The organism is Sphingobium sp. BS19 (assembly GCF_027925545.1).
GTDB lineage: Bacteria > Pseudomonadota > Alphaproteobacteria > Sphingomonadales > Sphingomonadaceae > Sphingobium.
The window spans coordinates 149,918-173,465 of record NZ_BSEF01000003.1; the positions used below are offsets into that span (position 1 = coordinate 149,918).

21 protein-coding genes are annotated in these 23,548 nt (G+C 59.3%); 11 read left to right on the plus strand and 10 right to left on the minus strand.

Annotated features, from left to right (window positions below; all coding sequences use genetic code 11):
- The first annotated feature begins 5 nt into the window (after positions 1-5).
- Together QMG56_RS04300 and QMG56_RS04305 are read left to right on the plus strand one after the other, a co-directional pair.
- Positions 6-227 (plus strand): hypothetical protein, encoded by a 222-nt coding sequence (locus QMG56_RS04300; RefSeq protein ID WP_281821349.1) that lies wholly within the window; start codon positions 6-8, stop codon positions 225-227.
- Positions 211-567 (plus strand): hypothetical protein, encoded by a 357-nt coding sequence (locus tag QMG56_RS04305; RefSeq protein ID WP_281821350.1) that lies wholly within the window; start codon positions 211-213, stop codon positions 565-567. Before QMG56_RS04300 ends, QMG56_RS04305 begins: the two co-directional genes overlap by 17 nt.
- Before the next feature lie 11 nt (positions 568-578).
- Here QMG56_RS04305 and QMG56_RS04310 read toward each other — a convergent pair whose 3' ends face one another.
- Together QMG56_RS04310 and QMG56_RS04315 are read right to left on the minus strand one after the other, a co-directional pair.
- The gene (locus QMG56_RS04310) at positions 579-2,480 is read right to left on the minus strand and encodes a hypothetical protein (protein ID WP_281821352.1); all 1,902 of its coding nucleotides are present in this window, start codon (positions 2,478-2,480) and stop codon (positions 579-581) included.
- Between the two features lie 159 nt (positions 2,481-2,639).
- Positions 2,640-3,587 carry a hypothetical protein gene (locus QMG56_RS04315; protein ID WP_281821353.1) on the minus strand — a complete coding sequence of 316 codons (948 nt, stop codon included), beginning with the start codon at positions 3,585-3,587 and terminating at the stop codon, positions 2,640-2,642.
- Positions 3,588-4,937: 1,350 nt separating this feature from the next.
- Between QMG56_RS04315 and QMG56_RS04320 the strand changes: the two genes are divergently transcribed.
- From QMG56_RS04320 to QMG56_RS04335, 4 genes are all read left to right on the plus strand, one after another.
- The gene (locus QMG56_RS04320; RefSeq protein ID WP_281821354.1) at positions 4,938-5,510 is read left to right on the plus strand and encodes a hypothetical protein; all 573 of its coding nucleotides are present in this window, start codon (positions 4,938-4,940) and stop codon (positions 5,508-5,510) included.
- Positions 5,500-5,847, plus strand: a complete 348-nt coding sequence (locus QMG56_RS04325) for a hypothetical protein (protein ID WP_281821356.1) — start codon at positions 5,500-5,502, stop codon at positions 5,845-5,847. Before QMG56_RS04320 ends, QMG56_RS04325 begins: the two co-directional genes overlap by 11 nt.
- A gap of 14 nt (positions 5,848-5,861) precedes the next feature.
- Positions 5,862-6,956, plus strand: coding sequence for a hypothetical protein (locus QMG56_RS04330; protein ID WP_281821357.1), 1,095 nt, complete (start codon positions 5,862-5,864; stop codon positions 6,954-6,956).
- A gap of 76 nt (positions 6,957-7,032) precedes the next feature.
- Positions 7,033-7,761, plus strand: a complete 729-nt coding sequence (locus QMG56_RS04335) for a hypothetical protein (RefSeq protein ID WP_281821358.1) — start codon at positions 7,033-7,035, stop codon at positions 7,759-7,761.
- A gap of 335 nt (positions 7,762-8,096) precedes the next feature.
- On the opposite strand, the gene QMG56_RS04340 is transcribed toward QMG56_RS04335, so the two are convergent.
- The 4 genes from QMG56_RS04340 to QMG56_RS04355 are packed head-to-tail and all read right to left on the minus strand — an operon-like array spanning position 8,097 to position 13,661.
- Positions 8,097-11,414, minus strand: a complete 3,318-nt coding sequence (locus QMG56_RS04340) for an error-prone DNA polymerase (protein ID WP_281821466.1) — start codon at positions 11,412-11,414, stop codon at positions 8,097-8,099.
- Between the two features lie 43 nt (positions 11,415-11,457).
- Positions 11,458-12,246: a DUF6504 family protein gene (locus QMG56_RS23330; RefSeq protein ID WP_309298539.1), complete on the minus strand. Its 789-nt coding sequence runs from the start codon at positions 12,244-12,246 to the stop codon at positions 11,458-11,460.
- Between the two features lie 4 nt (positions 12,247-12,250).
- A complete protein-coding gene (locus QMG56_RS04350) occupies positions 12,251-13,009 on the minus strand; it encodes a DNA polymerase Y family protein (protein WP_281821359.1) in 759 nt (252 codons plus the stop codon).
- Positions 12,930-13,661 (minus strand): ImuA family protein, encoded by a 732-nt coding sequence (locus QMG56_RS04355; RefSeq protein WP_281821360.1) that lies wholly within the window; start codon positions 13,659-13,661, stop codon positions 12,930-12,932. The genes QMG56_RS04350 and QMG56_RS04355 overlap by 80 nt, the downstream gene beginning before the upstream one ends.
- Positions 13,662-14,037: 376 nt before the next feature.
- Between QMG56_RS04355 and QMG56_RS04360 the strand changes: the two genes are divergently transcribed.
- The 5 genes from QMG56_RS04360 (at position 14,038) to QMG56_RS04380 (ending at position 19,542) form a co-directional block, all read left to right on the plus strand.
- Positions 14,038-14,343 (plus strand): hypothetical protein, encoded by a 306-nt coding sequence (locus QMG56_RS04360; protein ID WP_281821361.1) that lies wholly within the window; start codon positions 14,038-14,040, stop codon positions 14,341-14,343.
- 154 nt (positions 14,344-14,497) lie between these two features.
- Positions 14,498-15,238: a hypothetical protein gene (locus QMG56_RS04365; RefSeq protein WP_281821362.1), complete on the plus strand. Its 741-nt coding sequence runs from the start codon at positions 14,498-14,500 to the stop codon at positions 15,236-15,238.
- A 214-nt stretch (positions 15,239-15,452) separates the two neighbouring features.
- On the plus strand, positions 15,453-16,100 hold the full coding sequence (locus QMG56_RS04370) for an SOS response-associated peptidase (protein ID WP_281821363.1): 648 nt from the start codon (positions 15,453-15,455) through the stop codon (positions 16,098-16,100).
- Between the two features lie 215 nt (positions 16,101-16,315).
- The gene (locus tag QMG56_RS04375) at positions 16,316-16,522 is read left to right on the plus strand and encodes a hypothetical protein (protein WP_281821364.1); all 207 of its coding nucleotides are present in this window, start codon (positions 16,316-16,318) and stop codon (positions 16,520-16,522) included.
- A 194-nt stretch (positions 16,523-16,716) separates the two neighbouring features.
- Positions 16,717-19,542 carry a TonB-dependent receptor domain-containing protein gene (locus tag QMG56_RS04380; protein WP_309298538.1) on the plus strand — a complete coding sequence of 942 codons (2,826 nt, stop codon included), beginning with the start codon at positions 16,717-16,719 and terminating at the stop codon, positions 19,540-19,542.
- 87 nt (positions 19,543-19,629) lie between these two features.
- On the opposite strand, the gene QMG56_RS04385 is transcribed toward QMG56_RS04380, so the two are convergent.
- The 4 genes from QMG56_RS04385 to QMG56_RS04400 all read right to left on the minus strand — a co-directional run bounded on the left by QMG56_RS04385 (position 19,630) and on the right by QMG56_RS04400 (position 23,341).
- Positions 19,630-21,069: a hypothetical protein gene (locus tag QMG56_RS04385; protein ID WP_281821365.1), complete on the minus strand. Its 1,440-nt coding sequence runs from the start codon at positions 21,067-21,069 to the stop codon at positions 19,630-19,632.
- A gap of 875 nt (positions 21,070-21,944) precedes the next feature.
- Entirely contained in the window at positions 21,945-22,109 is a 165-nt protein-coding gene (locus QMG56_RS04390) for a hypothetical protein (RefSeq protein WP_281821366.1), read from the minus strand.
- A 416-nt stretch (positions 22,110-22,525) separates the two neighbouring features.
- On the minus strand, positions 22,526-22,909 hold the full coding sequence (locus QMG56_RS04395) for a hypothetical protein (RefSeq protein ID WP_281821367.1): 384 nt from the start codon (positions 22,907-22,909) through the stop codon (positions 22,526-22,528).
- A 66-nt stretch (positions 22,910-22,975) separates the two neighbouring features.
- Complete coding sequence (locus tag QMG56_RS04400) at positions 22,976-23,341, minus strand: response regulator (protein ID WP_281821368.1); 366 nt, start codon at positions 23,339-23,341, stop codon at positions 22,976-22,978.
- Positions 23,342-23,548: the final 207 nt, after the last annotated feature.

Here is a 23,548-nt window from a genome sequence, read left to right on the forward strand (position 1 = left end):
CGGGAATGGTTTCGCCGCCGCCTGTTTTCAGGCCGCGTCCTTATCAAGCCAGAGCGCCAAAATCGCTGCATCGTTCGATGCCTTTGAAACGCTGGCGGCGAATCGCGCAGAACGGCGCGCTCAAGTTCTGCGAGATACCCATGCCCGACGCGCAGTTCGGGTACCTGGCGCATGATGCGATCCTCCTCCACTATGACAACTGCGAAGTCGATGATTTTGTCGACTAGGGGGTCCGCGGCCGTCGTTTCGACGTCGGCAACGGCAACGGCAACGGCTACGGCTACGGCTACGGCTACGGCTACGGCTACGGCTACGGTCCGGATCGGATCGCCGCTCGGCAAGCGGAAAATTGTCGAGTGTTGGCACCCGGTGCAGGATGCGGATGTCTGGATCGTCGGCGCGATACCGGCCGGTCATGGCTGGCGCAGTGTTGGTGATGCGAGTCATGGTCGATACTTCCTGTTTGAAATCGACCGAGCGCAGCGAGGCTTTTCCTCTCTCCTCTCTCGATCGCAGAAAGTGCCGCTAGAAGGCTGTTCTGAAGCGCATGGGCATTTTGCCCCCTGATTGAGGGTGGGTCAGTCCATACCTCTGCCCGATGCGAAATGCGCCGCCATTGCCTGGTGAGTTCTCAACGAGATCGTGGGTGTGAGTAGTGTGTGGGCGTGCCCAACTTCCGCAGCCTGGTCGCGGTAACCCGCGACCGCCTCGCCAATCTTATTGCCAAGTCTGGGAAGGAATGCGCGCAGGGCGGTGTGTGCTTCCTTCAATTTGTGCAGCGACGCCTCCTCCAGTTCTGCGAGGCGCTTCTGGGTCGGCTCGATCGCCAAAAGATGGGTGTGTGCGGCGGCGCACACCTCCTGCGCGAAAGCGCGCCGGGTTATTCGCGATGCTGTGGGAGGCTTCTGGCTGAGCGCCTCGTCGACGCCGGTATAGTGCGCAATGGAGTCGTTGGGGCCGCTCAGCATCATGTGCCGCAGCATGGCGGCATGAACTGCAGTGTCGATGAGCGCATCGACCTCGTCGAGCACCATCTGGCCTCGTTTCAGACGGTTGCCGATATCCTTGTGCGAGGGTTCTTCCAGTTCCGATAGCCGCGGGTCATCGCGAAGGCGTTCATATGCCCGCCGCACTGTCTGAACCTGTGTACGGAGCTGGGCTCGCTTGCGCCTTCGCCAGTCTTGCCACGAGGCAATATTTTGCTCGACATCAGTATCGGTGAAATAGCCCTGTGTGTGCAGCGCCTGCCGCCCGGGTGAGTAGCGGATCTGCGCCTTGGGCAGCCCTCGCTTTTCGTTGGTCTCATTTGTGAAGCGCGTAGCGATACCCTCTGAGATGGCCTGCGCGTTGATTATGTCTGACCAGCGCTCCTTGATCTTCGGAACCCAATCATCGGCTGCTACCTCCGCGTTGCGCCCGAGGCGCTTAAGCGGGACCCATTTCATGGTTCCCCACTCGTCACGCTTATATTCGCGCTCGAAGCTCCATCGACCATTATCGAGCTGCTCGGCTTCACCAGCATAGTAGAGCAGATGAAAATGCCAGTTTGTCTTCGAGTTCTTAGCGGTGGGCTCGTGGATGACAGCCTGGCAGGGAATCTTCCGTGCGGTGAACTCGCCGACGAGCTTATCGAGACAGCCGCGCATACCATCGGGTGACATATCGTGGGGGAATTGGCCGACAATCGAATAGGCGATCCGACTGTTGTGCGGCGTCTTCAAGGCGATGTGCGGCCGAAGTTCAGCGGGGAACGAACGCGTGCGCTTCGAAAGCCAACGCTTGACGACACCGGCGTCGTTGACCGCGATCGTCGCGGATCCGACTGCGTCCGCTTTCGCCTTGGCGGCTGCCTCGCGCAGCATATCCGGCATTGTTGCGTCGCGCGTCGCCCGATCCCATGGTTCCTCCACGCCGTGCGTCGTGACGGTAACGGTGTGCTCGCCGACGAAATGGGCATTCTCATTGGCGAGATCCCAAAACCGCATGCGCTCGTCGTAACTGTCACCGTTGGTGGCAGTGACATAGACGACGCGTTCAGCCTCGGTGCTTTTGTGCCCCTCGGTATATGAGGCCTCGTTGGTCGCTCGCACCTCTTCGGTGACGAGAGAATTGGTCGCGTTGAACGCCTCACCATAGGCTGCGCGTCGCTCGGCGACCGACACGGTCCCCTTGGCCGATGCGAGGATGACCTTCTGCTCGAAATGATGATGCCGCGCCGACAGCTTGGGTCGCGGCGCTGGGCGGGGCTCGGAGATGCGGACGAACCGGTCGACCTGATATTGAGGTGTAACCGAGGACCGCCGCCCACGTTTCGTCGACTCGTTTTGATGACCCTGGCCCCGATCGCCGGTCATCTCCTTACGAACCATGGGACCGCGCCTGAGCTTCCACCCGCCCATTGTCAGCGCCTCGATCTCGAGCAACCACTGAGGGGCGTTCTCGAGATGCGTGCCGGCAAAAAGTGCGCGAGCTACCGGCATTGCCGCATTCCACAGGAAGGCCTAACGCGAAGCACAAAGCCGCCGGTCGAAGACCGGCCCCACGATTTCGTCTGCCCGGCAGACGAAATCAGGTATTGAACAATTATTGGCTTCTGTTTGTGCATGTTTCTCTTCTCGGGAAACTCGTACTGGGCCGCTTCAATTGTGCACATGGGTCCAGTCCTGGTCGGGCACCGCGATGTGCATGCTCTGCGCATAGGCGATGAAGCTCTTGATATGCGCGATGCGCGCGCGCTCCCCTCGTTCGGCGAGCGGTACCGCAAGGGCATGTTTGATGAACTGTTCAGCGCCGTTGCGGCCAATCTCGGCGAGGCGATCAGCTGTTGCCCCGTTCAAGCCAAACGCTTCAAGGAACAGTCTCGCCGAACTGCCCCGCCGGGATCGCTCCGATCTGCTGAGGCTACCCTTAGCGCCCAGCCACTGGTCGATCAGACCCGCAGTCGTGACAGGCTTTTCCGTCCCTATGGCGGACAGCGCGGCCGGTCGGGGTGCGTCAACGGGACACATGACGGGCACCGCATCTTCGACGGCGTCGCCACCTGCTTCGGAGGCGAACGTGTGCTCCGCGATACAAATGGACAGGCTAACCGGGCGTGTGACTGGCGACGTGACACTGGTGTAGTTGTGCTCCGGCATCGCATGAACGTACTGAAACAGGAACTCTCGAACGGACGAACCGGGGTGTCCGCGACCGTCCCCCTCGGCCCGGAACAACTCGTCAGCAACGTCAGCGATACCGACGGCGATGTCCTGCATGTAGCAGGCCCAGTCGCACCATACATAGCTCAAGCGATCTTTTAATCCTTCAAGCTGGAGTTTGTGCTCCCTGAAGTAAGCAGCAGTGAGGACTGGCGATCCAGCCATGGTGGGGTTGTCGGCTATCTTCGCCAACATATGCTTGCCGGCGAATGGCATCAGCGTCGCATAGACATAGTTTGCCGCAGCGAGGGCATAGGTTCCGGCGTCTTGGTCACGGCGCGCATTCAGGTCGTCCAGCGCGAGCTGGCGGCCGTGCTCAATGGCAAAGTGGCACGCAGCCACCGGGTCCGCAGGTATCGTTGACAGATCAGGTGAGTACAAAGTCATGATCGTCTCCTGCTATTGATGAGTGCCGGTCCGGCTCGCAAGGTGCGGATGCTCGGGTGACAAGCATTTGCGGTCGGTTCCGCAAAGTGAAATGGCGCAAATGAGATAGGCACGCCGAGTTTCTTGAAGACGCGCCGCATCCCGTTTCGCCAACTGGAAACCGGTGATGTTCGGCTGGGCGAAATTATGGCGCGCGCGAGGAGAGTGTCGCCCTTGGCGACATGCCTCATGCACGGCGGAGCACGTGCTCCACCTTCCTGGCCATCGTCCGAGCGACTCTTCCCGTGCATGGGGGGTGATCGACATCGGCTTGGTCTCAGCCTGCTCAGCGGGCGACATCCTGTCGTCCCGTCCAATCGTGAGTGACACGGCCTGCGGCCATTGTGTCACCGTCTCTTCCGGGCGACTGGCGGCCACGGAAGTAGCATGGGTTATCGACATAGGGAGAATCCACTCGTCGGCGTGCGCCGGGCCCTTGACCTAGCACCAGATGTTTGGCCAAGGACCCGGGCACGCCGTGGTTTCCTGCACACATCTGGCCGGCAACTCTCCCGGCAAGCGGAGGGAGCGCCAGTCGTCCTTATATCTTGATCGGCGCTTTTTGCCAAGTCGCTCGTTTTAGGCCTTCTGCCCGCATTCCGTCGCACCTCTGTGCCGAGGATCTGCCGATCCAGATTAGCACTGTGGTCGTGAGGTAACGTCAGGCACCGGTTTGCGGTCGGAGTGCTTTTCTCGGCCTTCTTGGCCGAATTGGCCGAAACAGTCGATCCGCACGGGATTGACAACGATCCGCCCCCTCGGCGAACGACCATTTGGATAAGGGATCGACGCGAGGCCTGCATAAGTAGGTTTGTTCCGCTGTCATCCCACCGAAATCGTGCTGCTACACACGCACTCAGGAATTGCGCACAGTGCTCTTAATTGGAAAGCATAGCCGCATTCCGGCGACATCACCTGCGACATTCTCTTTTTTAAGTTGGATGAGGCGCGCAGACAGCATCTCGACCTTCTTTGGATTCCTGCGTGAGGACGTAGGCGTAAGTCAGCGCGGGATCACAAGCCCGATCACGGTCGCTTGAATGGAATGAATGTAGGATCTTGCGGCCAGGCTGGTCCGGAAAGCAGCCCAGCTGGAGCGCGCAGACGTCGCAAACAGCTTTGGACGCGCGATATCGCATGAAGCCATCCCGATCGACGCCGGACCGGGGTGCTGCGAAGTTCCGATGACGTTGCTTCCGCAACGCCCGAAGTAGTCGGGGCAATTAAAGGAATAACGGCATTTAAGATCGCAGCTTGCGTCCATCATCCAAATCATATATCTCACGTATATAACATGAGATTGAGGTTGTTGTGATTCTGGACATTGCGAAATTGGCTGGTGGTGACATCCTTTCGGGCGCTCCCAGCGGCCGACAGCTCTACGCCAAGCTGGTTGAAACACTACCGGAGGAGCCTGCCAAGCCTGAGGCTCTTTTCCTGGATTTCAGCGGCGTCCAAATTGCAACCGCAAGTTTCCTTCGGGAATCGGTCATTGCATTCCGGACGTTCGTACGCAGCCGGAAATCAAACTATTATCCGGCAATCGCCAACGCCGTTACGGACGTCATCGATGATCTTGTGGAAGTAGTGCAGCCGCGTGGCGATGTCCTGATGCTTTGCACGCTCGGGTTGGATGGCGGAGTTATTAGCTGCCGTCGGATCGGGACGCTTGATCCCATGCAGCAGCTTACTTTCGATCTTGTGAACCGTCATGGTGAGACGACTGCGACTCGCCTAATGGAAACAGAAAAGAGCGACGTCAAAGTTACAGCGTGGAATAATCGCCTTTCGTCATTGTCGTCTCTTGGCCTGATTAGCGAGCAGGCGCAGGGGCGCACCAAGACCTACAAACCTATATTTGCAGGAGGTGAAAATGGGAGCTGACTTTAAGGCAAAGGCAAAGCGGTCGTTCGAGAAATGTTGGGACAATGCTGCGGTTGCAGCCAATACGCCCGATCTGTTTGCCCGTGGGGCCGATCGCGCTCCCAGCCGCTACGAAGCAGAAGCCATCGGCAGTGCGACCGTTTCTGTAGGTGAATCCTTTTCGGTTCGCATGGAAGGCAGCCAGTTGGTGGGACGGCGCGGAACGTCGCCCGTCCTTCTCGTCTCCAACCCCACGAAAAATCTACGTCTTTCAATCGAACAGGGCTGCAACATAGCCCGCGCGAGCGTCGTCGCTTCCGATCCGATCAGCGGAATTTTTGAGGTCACCATCCACTAAAAGGCGAAATGAAGATGTCCCGCGAACAACGTGCTTTCAAACGTCTCTGGAGCAAACCCGACGCGGCCATGTCATTGGGGTGCCTCGGCTGTCCTGAAAAGGCCATTTGCGGCGGCCAGACGATAGATGGAGCAAGCTTCAGCTGCCTGGACCATTGCTGCGGCAGCCCTGCCACTTGCCAGATCGTCTGCCCCGACGCCTACATTTATGCAGACCGGGTCCGGGAGGTAAAGGGACTGCCCCTCGACACTCCGCGCGGGCCGCTCCTGCCAGTAGATCTGCTCCCTTCCTATGTTCCCATGTTCTTTCATGGAAGCGCGCTGGAGAAGACGGTGGACGCGCCGACGATCGCAATACCTTTGTACCGCTTCTTTGACCGCAATGGCGATTGTCGTTTTGAAGATGCGCAATCGGTCCGAGAGGCCTTCAAGCTGGAAGCGACCACCCGAATACTGCTCTCCGGCGTTGCGCAGGACCGCGAGGTCGAGAAGTGGTGGAGATTGGAGCAGTTAGGGCGGATCAAGGCGATCGGAAACCTGCGACGCCTTGGTATCACGATGGTTACCACTCCTAATTTCAGCCTGATCGTGGATCGCCCGCGCTGGGATGATCTCCATTCGATGCGCCGTATCGTGCTCGCCTACCACGAACTTGTGTCCGAAGGGCAGCCGGCGGCACTCCATGTGAATGGTCGGACGGAAACAGACTTCGCGCGATGGGGCGATTATATATCCGACCATCCCGAGGTCACCCACATAGCCTATGAGTTCACCACCGGAGCCCGCAATCCTAGTCGCATGATGCAGCATACGAGATGGCTCGCTGAATTGTCGCAGGCGTCGTCACGGCGCCTAGGCCTGCTCCTTCGCGGCGGGTCCCTAGTGAGCGGATTGTTGTCCGAAAATTTCGATGTGAGCTTCATCGACAGTTCGCCTTTCGAGAAAGCGCAGCACCGTCAAATCGCCTTCCTTGATGAGCAAGGGCAGCGCCGATGGGATGATCGGCGCACCACCACAGGACAGCCGGTGGACGAACTGCTTGAGGAGAATATTCGCGTGTCCAAACTCTGGTTCGCGTCCAACATGCCGAACGTCAAACTTGCAGCCTGATCTTCTCACCCCACATTTCGATTATGGCGTCGTTGATGGTCTTGGCAGATCCTGGCAGCGTGGACAGCCGCCCAACATGTCAGGGCGGTTCTATCGCGCGCTTGCAATCGGGCCGCTTGTTGAGGTCGTAAATCTTGCTTCGGCCGAGAAGCTGCACCAAATTCGGCAGGAAAGCTGGCTCAGCGACGGTTCTCTTGAGCCGCTGTTGGACGCCTTTCTCGCAAAGCCAAGGCACTGGCTAGCCCGAGATGCCCGTCAGGGCCTGGTGACCGGCGACGGACTTGAAAAAGAAGATGTTCTGTCAAGTTTCAAGATCGACGCGCACAAGGCGGCAAAAAATGCGGGCTTCGGAGCACAGGCGGGCATGCTTGTGGCCGCGTTGGGCGAGCTGGTCGGGAATGTAGTTGATCATTCGCAAGATCCGCGTTCGGCCGCGGCGCTATTCTCCGCCGGCAAGGGGGAATTCGAGTTTGTGGTTGCGGACCATGGGATAGGAGTATTGGACAGCCTCACCCAAAATCCTGAAAATGCGATGCTAAGCGATCATGGCGAGGCGCTCCAGGCGATGGTGGAGGCGGGCGTATCGCGCTTCACCCGCGACACCGGTCATGGTAACGGCTTTCGTCCTATTTTCGAGAAGCTGGCCGATATGACGGGCGAACTGCGTTTCCGATCAGGCGACTACGTCCTTACCCTCGACGGACGTTTCGGGGACAGGATCGCGCGTCAGACCAATCAGAAAGCCCGGCTTCGAGGCTTCCTTGCGGCAGTGAGTTGCAAAATTCGCCCGCGGGGAATCCGTTAAGGGCGCTGCGCTGCGGCACCTGTTGATTGCTGCTGAGAAGTGACCCGTGCGGCAATCACAGGCAGCGTTGATTTGCGGGACGTCACCTGACCCGCCGGCTCGAGCAGTGGAGGGCGAGAGCGATCAGGTGGTGTCAAAGATTGCTTTCTTCCAGCGTGCCGCATCGCACTGATGAACCTGGAGAAAAGCTATAGGCGCGTCATTAAGGGTCACGCTTCCTGATTCCGTTCTGGAACCAGTCAGTCGGCTAGGTTCACAATGTCGGCCATCGCAACTTCGACATCGTCGCAACGAGAACAAAAAGCATAAATGCCGATCGCGTCACCTCCGTCCGACTACCTAAAGTCCCGCGGCTTGATCTTGATGCCTTCAGTCTGCTGGCCCGGCACGATGCCCGATCCCAGTCGAAAATCAGGAATGTAAATCTCCCGGATCGGACGTCCCAGCGGCTTCTCGACCGGATCACGCGAGTCAGGCGCCAGGCCGCTCTTGACTACGTCGGCGCGACCGACGCGGTAGATGTCGGCAACATCGCTTCGGCTGCCAACGCTCGCAAGCATGGAGGACATGTCTTCCAGCCGCTGGGCGATGACATGGATCACTTCCCCTTCGCGCTGCACCTGGCCGCGCACGCCCATCATGGATGCGCCGAGCACGGTGCGACGGTTCTTCTCGAACACCGTGGTCCAGACGACCAGATTGGCGACATCACTCTCGTCTTCCAGCGTGATGAACATGACGCCCTTGGCGGAACCCGGCTTCTGGCGGACCAGCACCAGTCCGGCCAGGTTGATCCATCGGCCGTCCCTGATCGACTGCAAGTCAGCGCAGCGGATCATGTTGCGGGCTTTGAGTTCTTCCCTAAGGAACGCCAGCGGATGGGCGCGCAGCGACAGGCCGGAGGCACGATAATCCTCCACGACTTCGGCCCCTTCGGCCATGGGCGTAAGATGCACCTGCGGTTCGATGGCTTCGGCGCGTAATTTGCCTTCGCGCTCGTCCGCCGCGGCAAAAAGCGGGAGCGCGGCGTTGCCCAAGCCTTGGACGCCCCACAGGCTTGCGCGCCGGGAGAGATCGAGCGATCCAAAGCCGTCGGCTTCGCCGATACGATCGAGCGCGCCGCGCCCAACATTTGCGCGGCGCTGGAGCTCCTCGACACTGGTGTAGGGCTGGTCACCCCGTGCCGCGACGATCGCAGCGGCATCGCCGTTGGACAAGTCGCGCACCATGCGCAAGCCCAGCCGCACCGCCTTGTAGCGACCGCGAGCGTTTTCGAGCGTGCAATCCCAGCGGCTGTGGTTGACATCGATGGGGCGTATCTCAACGCCATGCCGGCGCGCATCGCGCACGATCTGCGCGGGCGCATAGAAGCCCATTGGCTGCGCGTTCAGCAGCGCGGCGCAGAAGGCGTCCGGATGGTGGCACTTCATCCAGCTGCTGGCGTAGGCGATTAGCGCAAAGCTGGCAGCATGGCTCTCCGGAAAGCCATAGGAGCCAAAGCCCTCAATTTGGCGAAAGGTCTTCTCGGCGAAGTCATGATCGTAGCCGCGCTTCACCATCCCATCGATCAGCTTGTCACGAAAATGGCTGACGCCGCCGGTCAGCTTGAACGTCGCCATTGCCCTGCGAAGTAGATCGGCTTCACTGGCAGTAAACCCCGCGCATTCGATCGCGACCCGCATGGCCTGTTCCTGAAACAGCGGCACGCCCAGCGTCTTCTCCAGCACCCGGCGCAGTTCTTCGGTGGGATAAGTCACTTCCTCCTCGCCATTGCGACGGCGGCGATAGGGATGGACCATCTCGCCCTGTATCGGTCCAGGACGCACGATCGCCACCTGGATGACCAAGTCGTAGAAGGTGCGTGGCGCCATCAGCGGGATCGACGCCATCTGCGCGCGGCTCTCGATCTGGAACACGCCCAGCGTGTCTGCCTTGCGGATCATCGCGTAGGTGGCGGGATCTTCGGCGGGGATCGTCGAAAGATCATGGCGTATCCCCTTGGCGCTTTCCAGAAACTCGAAAGCCCGCCGCATGCAGGAGAGCATGCCCAGCGCCAGCACATCGACCTTCATGAAGCCCAGGGCGTCGATGTCGTCCTTGTCCCACTCGATCACCTGCCGATCGTCCATCGCGGCGGGTTCGATCGGCACCAGTTCGTCGAGCCGGTCGCGGGTCAGCACGAAGCCGCCGGGATGCTGCGACAGATGCCGCGGCGTATTGATCAGCGTCTTGGCTAATTCCAGCGTCAGTGCCAGGCGGCGGTCGGCGAGATCAAGGTTCAGTTCCTGCGCATGGCGTTCTTCGACCCCTTCGCGACTCCAGCCCCATACCGATGAAGCAAGACCTGCGGTCATATCTTCGGAGAGACCCAGAACCTTGCCAACTTCGCGCACCGCGCCACGGGCGCGGTAGCGGGTGACGACGGCGGTCAGCGCCGAACGGGTGCGACCATAGGTTTCGTAGATCCACTGGATCACTTCCTCGCGCCGCTCATGCTCAAAATCGACATCGATGTCCGGCGGCTCGCGTCGCTCGGCCGACACGAATCGCTCGAAGAGCAGTTCGGATCGCACCGGGTCGATTGAGGTAATGCCGAGCACATAGCAGACGGCCGAGTTGGCGGCAGAGCCGCGCCCCTGGCACAATATACCGCGTGAGCGGGCAAAGGCGACGATGGAATGAACGGTCAGAAAGTAAGGCGCATAATCCAGCTGCGCGATCAGTTTGAGTTCATGGGTCAGTTGATCGCGGACCGGCTTGTCGATGCCGTCTGGATAGCGTTCCGGCGCTTTCTCCCAAGTGAGCCGTACGAGTTCCTGCTGCGGCGTGCGACCGGGCACGCGAATCTCGTCCGGATATTGATAGCGCAATTCGTCGAGGCTGAAGGTGCAGCGCGCTGCCAGTTCGGCGCTGCGGGCAACAGGGCCGGTGTCCTTCAAATAGCGGGGGAACAGCCGCTCCATCTCTTCGCCGCTTTTCAGATGCCGGTCTGCAAACTGCTCGCGGCGATTACCCAGTGCATCGATCGTGCATTTCTCGCGGATGCAGGTCACGACGTCGTGCAGTAAGCGGCGATCAGGGGAATGATAAAGCACGTCGCCCGTCGCAACGGTCGGTACGCTGGCGGCAGCAGCCATGATGGCAAGATCGCGCAACCGAATAGCATCGCGCGGTCGGCGGCGCAGCGTCAGCGCCATATACGCGCGATCCCCGAACATGCGGGACAGGCGTACAAGCGCCGCCTGCGTGACCGTGTCCGCACGATCTGGGACAAGCATGGCGAGCAGTCCCTCCTGCCAGGCCTCCAGCGCTGCCCAATCGAGGTGGCACGCGCCTTTCCCTGCCCGCTCTTTGCCGATGGTAAGCAATCGGCACATCCGGCCATAAGCGGCGCGGTCGGTCGGATAGATCAGCAGCGCGGTGCCGTCGATGAGATCCAACCGGCAGCCGACAATCGAACGCACGCCGGTGGCGCGCTGCGCATCCCATGCGCGGACGATTCCGGCGACACTGCTGCGGTCCACCACCCCCAGCGCCGGCAGTCCCAGCAGCGCGGCGGCGGAGAACAGTTCCTCCGGCGAGGACGCACCGCGCAGGAAGCTGAAATGCGTCGTCACCTGCAATTCGACATAGGACGATGCTGCACCGCTCATCATGCGCTGCGACGACAAGAACTGCGGCGTGATCCACGATGGATCATGCAAAGGCTCCGTGGATGAACCAGCGCATCGGGCCCGTGGCGGGATTTGTCCCGTCGCCCATGCGAAATAGCCAATAACGGCCGCCGGTTTCGGTCTCGACCTGATAATAATCGCGCACGGCAAAGGGCTGTTGCGCTTCATGGCCCCGCTCGCGCCACCACTCGCCGTGCAGCCGCTCGGGACCATCGGCCTGCGTGACCTTGAAGCGCTTGCCCCTCCAGACGAACATCGCAGGAGGATGGTCGGGCAGCATCGCCATCACGTCCACCGGCTGGGGCGGATGCAGCATCCGGCACGGGCGTGGCAGTGTGTCGTCCCAGGCGACATCGTGTGGCGCGCCAGCCGCCGGCGCCATGGCGACCGATCGCTCGGGCATGGCACTGGCCTGCGGCGTTAACCGGTACAGACTGCGCTGGCCGAAGCGGTTGGCGAGGGTGTCGACCAGCGCCGCAAGGTCCGGCCCACCTTGGACGAGGCTCTGCAGACTTTCGCCTTGGCTTGGCCGCAATGGCTCGATCAGCGACGCGACCAGTGTCATGGCTTCGATACCAAGCCCGGGATCTACCGTCTCGATTCGTGCCGATAGCAGTTTTGCAAGATGCTGCCCGTCGCGCGACGGCACGGCGGTGCCAACGCGGACCGCCTGTATCTGTCCGTCAACACGATGGAAGTAGCAGTCGAGCCGGCGCGCGCCCTGACCGATATGCCCAAGATGCTCGACTATCTCCGCGGTAAGGTCACCCATCACCTGCGTAAAGGCTTCTGCCGTCGACAAAGGCTCCATGAAGTCACGGCGGCTGCTCGGCAGATGATCGGGAAAGATCGGCTGCAGTGGTTCGGGTACAAAGCCCAGCGCCTGATCCAGCCGGCGGTGCAGATTGCGTCCGAACCTTTTTGGCGAGCGGTCCACGCGGGGTGGCGATGATCTGCTCGACGCGCTCGAAACCCAGCTTGCGTAGTCCATCAACGGTCACGGCATCCAATCGGAGGCCCGAGATGGGCAGTAATGCCATCGCGTTGCGATGCTCGCCGGGCAGGATGGTCGTCGGCCTGCCGGAGGGCACATGCCGCGCGACTGCGTGCGCGCATCCTGCCGTGTCGGCAACCGCGATCTGTACGCCAAGCCCATTGGCAGCGACACGCCGGTGCAGATCCTTGAGCAATGCGCGCTCATTGTCGAACCGCTGTGCGCAGCCAGTGATGTCGATCCAGATGCCGTCCGGCGGATCGGGTGAGACAATCGGCGAATAGCGTGTCCCTGCCCATAGGGTGAGGCGACGCAGCCCTTCCCAATCGGCGTCCGGATCGGCATCGACGATGTGCAGGTCCGGGCTAAGCATCCGCGCCCGCGTGATCGTCATGCCGGGCATGATGCCAAGCCTGCGCGCTGCCTGATCGACCGACGCGATGATGCGCCGCCCGTGGTCGGGCATTGCTGTTACCAGCGGCAGCTGTGGCTTTCCCGCTTCAGGCGGCGACTTGGCGGTCTTCCGCCGCAGCCGGTCTGTCGACCAGTGCGGCAGGAAGAGCGATACGACCCTGCGCATCAGCCCCCTCCACGATCCAGCTGTACGGTGTGCCACCGCGCACGCGTTCCAGCGCGACATGCCAGCGTGGTCGGCCGAGGCTTGGGATACCCAGCGGTGCACTTGGATGCGCGGTAATGCGCCAGCGCGTCGCAGCCGCCGTGCCCTCTGCCAGCGCCGCGGGCATGGAGGCGCGGCGGAATACGAACGCCGTCACGCCCGAGGCTTCGGCGGCGAGTTGCAGCCGCTTTGATGCCGTCGTCGAATAGCGGCTGACTTCGCCGACGACAGCAGCAATGCCGGCGTGGCGCAGGCATTCTTCCATGGCGAGCAGGACATTGGTGTCGCTGCCAGCCTCGACATAGACGACCCGGTCCGGGTGCAATCCGGCCAGATGCAGGGACGGAGCGAACAGGTCGCGCCAGCGCAGGCACCAGAATACTGGCCCCTCCATCCTCGCCAGCATGCCCCCCAGGAAGATCGTGGCACTGGCATCATCGGCCAGATCGACGCTGCCTGCGATCTCATGCAGCGCGCCCGCTGCAATGCCGCCGCCCGGCAGGCGCTGATCTATCGTATCAACGCCGAACGGCAGAACTGCATGCCGTGCCGCCACGCCTTCGATCGCGGCGATATGGCCACGCAGAGTATCGATGACGGTGGATTGGCGCATGACAGGTCAAGACTCAGAAGTGGCGTTACGTTCCTCTTATGTTCTTATTGCGCGAGGCGTTCGTCAAGTCGCCCGACCGCGACGTACCAAGCAACAGTGGCGCAAATCCGCCATTCCGATGCACATAAATTTTTCTACGCCGGCCTTGAAAGACGCAGAAGTGACTTGGTGTGGCACGGTATGATAACGCACCAATGGCATTGCCAACTGGCTGAATTTTGTGACACAATTATGATAGTCGATTATTCACTCTCACGACAAAAACTTATTGCTGCACAAGTGGAGGCGCTGTTCTATTAGCGATATAGTGGCTCCTACAAGATAATTTATCTGATGTGACTTGTCGAAGACCCGGTTTCGCTCTATATTTGATTTTGTGGAACCTGAATCTTTGATCAACAGCCAAGCGCTTGCAGAAAAGATGCTCCAAGACAATAAGATTACCCCGATGGGGAAGGTGTTGCTCATCGTCTATCGACTAATCAAAGCAGAGGAAGAGCGGCGCAAGGGCGTGTGGGGACGAATTCGCCATCTTGCAACCACTCTACTCGGTTTGTTGGCACTCGGCATTTTGATCGACTTGTTTATACGGACCCGCGATCTGGTACATGATGCTGGTCACGTGATGTACACGGCGCTCCGGCATCTGAGCCACCCCCCTGCACATTGGGACGCTCCCTAACTTCAGATCATTACCGCAGAATTGTGCGTGTGAGCCCATGAGCTGCATGCATTACTGAAATGCGGGCGTTGGACAACGACAGTAGCGATATCGCGCGATATCGCCAGACATCGCGCGATATCGCGCGTGTCGCTCGCCCGCCGCAGAAGCGAGAATGACGATGAACACGAACGAGATAAAGATTACCCAGAAAATGGTGGATGCGGCCGCAGCCGCAATACAATCAGAGGAAGCTTGTACGCCAGCCAAAGTCAAGGGCTATCAAGTGGCGAAGAGGCTTGGCTGCAGCGCGGGCGGTAAGCTCTATGAGATGCTTGCAGACTGGAGGAAGCGGCAGGCACAAATTGCTGGCTCGTCGCACATCTATGTGCCGCCTGAAGCAGAAAATACATTTCAGGAGGGGCTCAAGCAGTCGAACGAGACATTGTTGGCCATATTCAGGCGGTCGACTGACGCAGTCGCACAATACTATCATGGGCTTGCCCAGTCGAGCATTGCGGTAGACCGGCAGCGCGCTGAGCAGGCCGAGGAAGAAAACGCCGACATCATCGAGCAATTATGTAAAACGGAAAACGATCTCAAACTGGAATGGCTCAGGACGGCCAAGCTTGATGAGGATCTCAAAGCAGCGCAACGTCGTAACGAAAGGCTAATGGGGCACCTCGAAGAGCTTAGATTGAATGGCGCGATGGCGGCCAGCAGCAAGCGCGAAGCGGAGGTGGCTTTGCAAGAAGAAGAAGAAGAAGAAGAGCGATCCCTGTTTCCCCTCGGTGGAGAGGCAGGTGATATATCGGCCGACCGACCAGTAGACGTGAAGATTTCGAAAGTCGATCCAACTGACACGCAGCTTCCATTTCAGTCGCATACGGAACGTTCGCCATCGAATGGCAGTTAGACCTCTGCCTGATGTCATTGCCGCACCGCCTCGTCTTGAGGCGGCGCGGCGGATTGCCTGGTGAGATCTTGCACCCATTGATCATTGCACGATCGTTGAGTGTCGTAGAATGACGGCACTCTATGCAGCCCACTCCTTCGCCAGCTTTCCTTTGGCTGTCCAACACTGTCATCCGGCCCTTGGCGGATTGCATGGGCCATGCCATTAACGGTGCGTGTGCAATCTTTACCAGGCCAAGAAACCTGCCGCGGAAATTGCCGCCTTGTTCAGCGCGCAAATTCCGACCCCCTTCAACGCGGCGGACGAGACGGTGCCCGGCTGGCCCGGCATGGTGGTACGCGAGCAGGCTGGCGAGCGTATCCTCCAGTCGATGACGTGGGGATTTCCGCTACCGCAGAAAAGCAAGCGTACTGGCTTGCCGATCAAGCCGCTGCCGGTGAACAACGTCGCTGATGTAACGAAGCCAATGTGGCGCGGCATTGCGCCCAAGCCGCACTGGCGCTGCCTGATCCCGGTCACTGCCTTTGCCGAAGCCGAAGGCGAGAAGGGCCGCAAGACACGGACATGGTTCCGGGTGAAGGGTGAGGCCGTGTTCGCCTGGGCAGGATTCTGGCGCGAGAGCATAGAGTGGGGATCGGTCTACACGGGCCTCATGACCGACTGCAATGAGGCAATCCGCCCGATACACGATCGCATGCCGGTGCTGCTGATGCGGCATGAATATGACCAGTGGTTGCATGGCACGATCGAAGACGTGGTCGGCTTCCAGTCACGTGGCTTTCCGGACGACCTCATCGAGATCGAGCGGACCAGCGAACCCTGGTTGAAGGCGAGCGGTGAAGCAGCAGCGGCGCTGCTCTGATCCCCCCGGCAACTTGCAAAAATGGCCGACTTGAGACTGTCAGCTTTCCAGCGGACAGACGGCGATAGCTGCCGGTCGACTGTTGGACAGGCGATCAGTTGTGGACGAAAATAGCTGTCGGCGTACCGTCGCCCATTTTTTTTGCCGCTCGCATGACGTGAAGGCTTATTCAAAACAGAATTTGCGCTGGTTAGGGGCAAAAATCACATGATCTCATGAAGCAAGCTTTGGCTATCCGCCAACTGAATCTCGACAACGATGGCGCTCAGCACATCCGCGCTGCTGTCTTGCCATTCCTATTAAGTACAAGCGAAACATTGCGTGAACTTCCGTCCGCGCATGCAGCTGTCCGTATTTATGGCATCGAAGGTAACGCTTCGTTTTTCCGTCATTCCGGCGACCGATCAATATCCGGCTGCTGAATACATTCAAGCGAAGTGCGTAAAATGTTGCACCGCCGCAACATAATTCAGAATTGTGACATCAGACCAGTAGACAAGGCAGTATTACGATTGCCAGCTTAGAAACAGACGCCCAAAACCTCCCCATATCAAAAATGATGGGGGCTAAATTCATGTTAAAGACCTTACTTCGGTGCAGTACCGTTTTGCCTGTATTGGCACTCGCAACTGCGGCAATGGCGCAGGATATCGGCGCAGTTGCGCCGCAGGCGGAAGAGGGTGGCGAGGCGATCATCGTTACCGGATCGCGCATCCGCCAGAACCCGCTTGAGCAGGATTCACCGGTCATCACCATCGACCAGACGGCGCTAGCCCGCACCGGCTTGTCTGCAGTGGCCGATGTACTGCAGCGGCTGCCCAGCGCTTCGGGTGGTCTCAACTCGAAGGTCAACAACAGCGGAAATATCGGCAACCCGCCAGACGGCGGTGGCGTTGGCGCGGGTTCGGCGGAAATCGAGCTGCGTTATCTGCAAGCCAAGCGCACTTTGGTGCTGGTCGACGGCGTCCGTTACGTAAACGGCACGAGCGGCAGCGGTATCCCCTCGACGGTCGATCTGAATACGATCCCCGCGAACATGATCGAGCGCATCGAAGTGCTGCAATCCGGTCAGTCGCCGCTGTACGGCTCGGACGCGCTTGCGGGCGTCGTCAACGTCATCACCAAGTCACAACAGGACGGCCTGCAGGCCTCTGCCCAGTTCGGCACCTTCCGTCAGGGTGACGGCCACACGCAGGACTATCAGTTGAGCTACGGCATCAATGGTCCGACGACGCACATCGTCATCGGCGGCAGCTATGTTAAGCAGGAAGCGGTGCGGACGCGCGATCGCAAGACGTCGCAATTCCCTAATCCCGGCCAGACCAGCTGTACCGATCCGGTCGGTGGCTGTTCGAGCGCGACGGTGAACGGCTTTATTGATTTGGGTAGCGGATCGGTCCTCACGCCGAAGAATCCTCCGCTTAATGGTCGCGGTCGTTATGATCCATTGAACCCGACCGGGCCCAACAGCGACTTCCGTGCGCTGACGACGGCGGATCGCTTCAACTTCTCGCCCTTCAACTACTTCCTGACGCCTTCTGAGCGCTACGGCGCGTTCATCAGCGCGAAGCAGGAATTGAGCGACAGCGTAAACTTCCGCGCAAAGCTGGTCTACAACCGCCGAAATTCGCAGAACCAGGCCGCATTCCTGCCGCTGTTCGTCGGCCCGGACGCTGGCAACGGCAATCTGCTCGACACGATTTCGATCGATGCGACCAACCCGTTCAACCCGTTCGGTTACACCTTGTCGGCAGGCGGTAACGGCCAGCCCGCGACCTATTCAACGGTACGCCGGCGTCTGGTCGAAGCAGGCCAGCGTACATACAGCCAGCGCGTCGACACAATGACGGCCACCGCAGGACTGGACGGATCGTTCGATATCGGTGAGCGCAAGTGGTACTGGGACGCGACGGCAATCGTCGGGTTCAACGATGCGCATCAGACGTTTACCGGCAACATCAACGCCGCAAACCTCGCGCAGGCACTGGGACCGGTGGGTAACTGCACCGGACCGTGTGTACCCTTCAACATCTTCGGCGGAGCAGGGTCCGTCACACCGGCGATGCTGGCCTTCGTTGGCTTCACCGAAAAGGATCGCAGCAGCCAGCAACTGCAGGACTATACCGCGAACCTTTCGGGCGAGCTGTTTGATCTGCCCGCTGGCCCCGTCGGCGTCGCCATTGGTTACGAGCATCGTTACCAGCGCGGCACGTTCACGCCGGACGCCATCATCACGGCAGGCTTGGGTGCGGATATCCCGGCCCAGCCGGCGCGCGGCAAGTATAACTCCGACGAAGTCTATGCCGAGCTGCGTGTACCCGTGCTGAAGGACACGCCGTTCTTCCACTCGCTCGACTTGGATGGCGCGGTGCGCCATTCCAATTACTCGACCAGCGGCAGTAACACGTCGCTAACCGGGAGCGTATTGTGGAAGCCCGTTGCAGACTTCCTGCTGCGTGGTTCCTATGCCGAAGGTTTCCGGGCTCCCAGTATCGGTGAATTGTTCGGCGCGGCATCGCGGTCGGACGCGCCGATCGATGATCCGTGCACCAGCGCTGCGGGCGGTTTGTTCGCAGGAAATGCGACGGTGCGCACGAACTGCATCGCTAACGGCGTTCCTGCAAGCGGAAGTTATGCCGAGCCGACCGGCGGCCAGCTTGGCGTTCTGACGGGTGGCAACACCAACCTGAAGCCGGAAACATCGAAGACCTGGCTGTTCGGTGGCGTCTACAGCCCATCATGGGCACGCAACGGCGGCTTTGCGAGCCTGCTTAGCCTCGAAGTCAACTATTACGACATCAAGGTGAGCGACGCGATCGCCAACATCGCACCGCAGACGACGCTGTCGCGCTGTGCTCTGAGCGGCGACGCGCTGAGCTGCGCTTCGGTGATCCGCGTGGCCAGCGGCAACATTGCTCGCATCAATGGTGTGCTGCAGAACATCGGCAGCATCAAGACGAAGGGCATTGACGTCACTTTCAACTATCGCACGCCAGAGACTTCCGCGGGCATGTTCGGATTGGCGGTCAATGGCAACTTCCTGCTGCGCTACAAGGAAACTTTCCCCAGCGCGACGGGCTTCGATACGACCAGCTATCGCGGAACGACGCGGGGCTTCCCTGATCAGTCCTATCCCAAGTTCAAGGGCAATGCGGTGGTCGACTGGTCGCTGGGTGACGTCGCCGCCTCCTTCACGGGCCGCTATATCCGCGGCGTCGTCGAAGGCGACGGCAACAAGCTGGGCAACACCTTCTACGGTGACGTACAATTGAGCTTCACGCCATCCTTCCTGGACAGGCGCACCGCCTTCACGATCGGCGTGAACAACGTGTTCAACCAGGATCCGCCAGCGTGCAACACCTGCACCGGCCCGAACTACGATCCCACGACCTATGACGTGCCTGGCCAGTTCGGATACGCGCGGATCAGCTACAAGATGTAAGCTGGCTGCCTTACGCTCTAATAAATAGGGGCCGCTACCTGGTTGGTAGCGGCCCCTATTTTTAGCGCTGCAAGCATTCTGGCCCGGCTATTTGTCGGCGTTCGCGAACAACTCCGCTTCGATAAGTGCCGGCGGCAGAATGCCTATGCTGGTAATGCGGGCGTAAAGTTCGCCCATGTTAAATGCCGTCTTGCTCGTATCCGCAGCATGGGACGCGCGCGCTATCATGCTGTCGAGTTGGATTTTGCCGATGATATAGCTTGGGCCATAGCCAGGTTGCCGCAGGTAGAGCAGTTGTTCGAACCCCACGAGCGGACTGGCCGGATCGGACCAGCCACGCGGCGTCCAATCGGCATGGAAGCGTCCCGCCTCATCCAGCGTCATATCATTGGCTTGAACATGGAGGGATGCCAACCCTCGCGCTGCGCGGTTGGCGAGCATGATCCACACCAGTTCTCGACCATGCGGAATATCGTCATAAAGGCCTGCCTGCATGACGAGCTCTTCCATCGCCGTCGCAAATCCCTCCGACCGGTCGGAGAAGATGTTGAAGAGGGGCGGCGTGTCGCGGATTGGATCCGGATGCGGCTCGTGTTTCAGCCGCGCGAGTTCGATCCAGTGCGTCGAGTGGGAAAGCAGCGGCAAAGGATCAAGAGCGGCGCCATGGCTGAAAAAGTTGCGCTCTGCGGGCGGCACATATCCGCTGGTCTGCGCCACCAGTGCGGCTCTGAAATAGGGTTTGTCCGGCACAATTCCGGTAGCGACCAGAAAATTATTGAACTTGGCTGTCTTTGCATCCGCCATCTGCTTGTACCGTGCAGGGTCGCTTAGGTCGGTAATAGACGGAACATTGCGGTTTCTCAGTTCCTCCAGGCGGAGCGAGGCCAACGATCGGTCCAGTTCGCGCTGAAGCAGCAGTTTCTGGTCTTCCCAGGTATAGGGGTTCAACTGGACATGCTTGAGATACCAGTTGTAATTGTCCTTGCCGACGCCGGAGGGGCCGGTGCGCGAAGGGGCTTCTGCCGCGATCCAACTGGCAAATTCGTCAGTCGCTACGCGGGCCGACGCTATCGCGCGTAAAAGCTTAGGGGTGGCGCCCGTCATCGTTGCCGGCGTATAGCCATCCAGCGATCGCATCCTCAGCGTGCCAGCCTGCAACGCGGCAAGCATCTGGCTTTGTTCCTTCAATGCACGATCACCGTAAGCCCAGAGGTCGTGCGCCTGACTGTCGGCGAGATTGACTTTGGCCGAAGCTAACTGGCGCGGGATCGCGCCGATCAACATGGCAAGCTTTGCGTCATCCTGACGCGAGAGCGGGAAGCTGTACGAGAACAAGTCGATATTCGGAGCGGCCGACGGACCTTCATGCGCAGGAACGTCGCTTTGGTCGGCGAAAACCGTTTGATAGAACGAGGGATCGCGGGCCCATGGTTTCAATATTCGCAGATTGAAATCGAACGCGTTCATTTCCGCCTCGATCAATCGGTAGTCATTCTGCTGTGCGATCGTCCATTCAGCATGATCCAACGCCAAAAGCCTCGATTTATAAGAAGTCAGGCCAGCGGCGGCTTTGGCCATCGCGGGTCGGCTGTAGTCAGGCAACTCATTGCGTACGACCGGCGTAACAAATGTGCGCCAGTCATTGAATAGCCTGTAAAGTGCGCGGTTTTGCAGGTTCTGAATCGAGCCAATATTTTTGGAAATGTCTTTAGGCGCGGGGTCTTTCGTCTGGCTAACCGCAGGCGCGTTCGCGAGAGCAAAACAGATTGCTAAGCAGGCGGCGGTGTTCGAAGGTTTGCGCATGACGTTCCCCAGTACCAAATGCGTGGAGCATGCACGCTAGCCTAAGCGCAAGCGGCGGCAAGCTGAGAATGTCAGTGGCAAGATTGGGAAAGGATTTTAGTTGATAGCTAGCCAACAACGCCTTGGCTCAGCACTTACGGAAACATATGCCACTCAATATGCCGACTACTGCTAATCGCCGAACAACGGATCGCGCTACTCAACATCCGATATCTAAGCCGCCCGCCGCGATCGGGAGGACAGGAGGAAGGGCTGAACGTCCGCAAAAAGTCGACGGCCGATCGTCTGCTGTTGCATCGCCAGAAGGACTGCTGGGCTCTGAACAAATTACCGTTTCCGGGAAAAGGTAATGGGCCACCGAACGGCGGGAAGTGGCGCACTACCGTCGGCGCCTCTTGGATCAAAACTGCCGAAACCTGCCGCTTCGCCACAGGCTGGCCAAACCGTATACAGCCTTTCGCCCGCAAGGCGCTCGACCTCATGCGCGTGCGAAGCCGGTATAGCGAAGAGAACGAGGAGGATGCGCCGTCCGAGTAATCCGGCTGCAACCCTGCATTCCCAAACGGACTCTCAGAGCGTATTTGAGGATGTATTTGAAATCAGATGCCTTCGATTTCGCTTTCGTCGACAATGATCAACCAGCCTTCAATTTCAACTTCAAATTGGGTCCCGCAAGGGTAAACCAAAACGACTATACCCACAGTGCCCACTGCATAGTCGTTGACTGGTTTTACCAAGTGCACTTGGCAGTCTTCGGTGATCATTCGCGGGACAAGGTGCAAAACGCGAACATGATTCTTTTTGTACCCTTTCCTCCCGGCAGATCAACAGCGTGGTTTTGCTAAGCAACGGCTAGGCACAGGCTGGGGCGTTTCGACGGGACACCTATCAGCCGGTGCCGAAGAGCCGTAGCAGAGCCTCGACCATCCCACCCGTTGGAGGCTCGGCGTCAGGGCAGCGTATCACATCATCTCGCAGGTTCAACGAATTAGATGTGACGGAGAAAAGCCCCGCCAGCGGAAATGGGGTGCTGACGGGGCTCAATTCTGCCAGCGCGGGGATGGGGGAACCAAGTGCGCCGGTAATCCACCAACCGCGCCAATGACTATCCGTTCCAAGGACTGACCGAAGGCTTAGCATAGGATAGCAACCCTAGCCGAAAGCGGTCGCTTACAGTTGATCAATGCACCATCATCAGCGACATCAGTTTGGCCATGATCGCATCTGCCCCGACCGGCTTGCGTAGGCAGCGCCCGTCTCGATAGCGCTCCGGCATCGCGTTAGAACAATATCCTGTTACGATGATGCGCGGAATGTCTCGCTGATCGAGGTAATCGGCGAATTCATAGGCCAGTTCGCCATGGAGATTTAAATCCACGATAGCTCCATCGATTTTCATCTCGGGTTCCGCGAACAGCGCCGCCGACAAAAGGCCGTAGGGTCCGGCGACGAGGAAATGGTGCGCGGTCAGAGCTTCGCTCATCTCGGCGGCCAGATGATACTCATCCTCCAATACTAAAATCCGAGGCCATTCGGCCACTGGTGATGCGCTGTCCATCGTCATCTCCCCCCCTACGATTACGTGTTGATGGGTATATCACTCACTATGCCGTGTCGCTCGCGCAGTACCTTAGGTAAGACTGCTTACCTTCGCTTGGTCCGATAGTTCAATGATGTCGCTAACAATCGCAGACATGGGCACTGGCTTAGCGTGGAACCGGTCAGCTCCAGCAGAATAGCAGGTTTTCGCAATGTTCTCGATGGCGGCCGCAGACACCGCCAGGATTGGTATATCGCATGTGCGGGTGTCCTGCCGAAGCTGAGCAATTATGACTCTGCCATCGACAGACGGCAGGAGGATATCAATAATAGCTGCAATGGGTTGTAAGCGCGCAGCAGCCTCGACAGCGGTTCGTTCGTCAGCGACTTCGATTGGATTATATCCGTGAGCCCGCAGCACAGCAGCATAAAGCTTTTTGTGGAGCAAGTTATTCAATCACCATCACTTCGCCTGCCACCGCCTCATTCTCCATTCGTGGGGTGCCCTTGGTATGATGCCTAAGTCGGCGCAGTCCAGGTGCTCGAGCTGATTGCCGGATGTTCCGAACAGGCGTTTGACCTATAGTGGTGGAAGCGGCATGCGGTGATCGGCCTCAAAGACATTCACGACCTTAGCAAAGGAGCCGATGATCCGGTTTCAGAT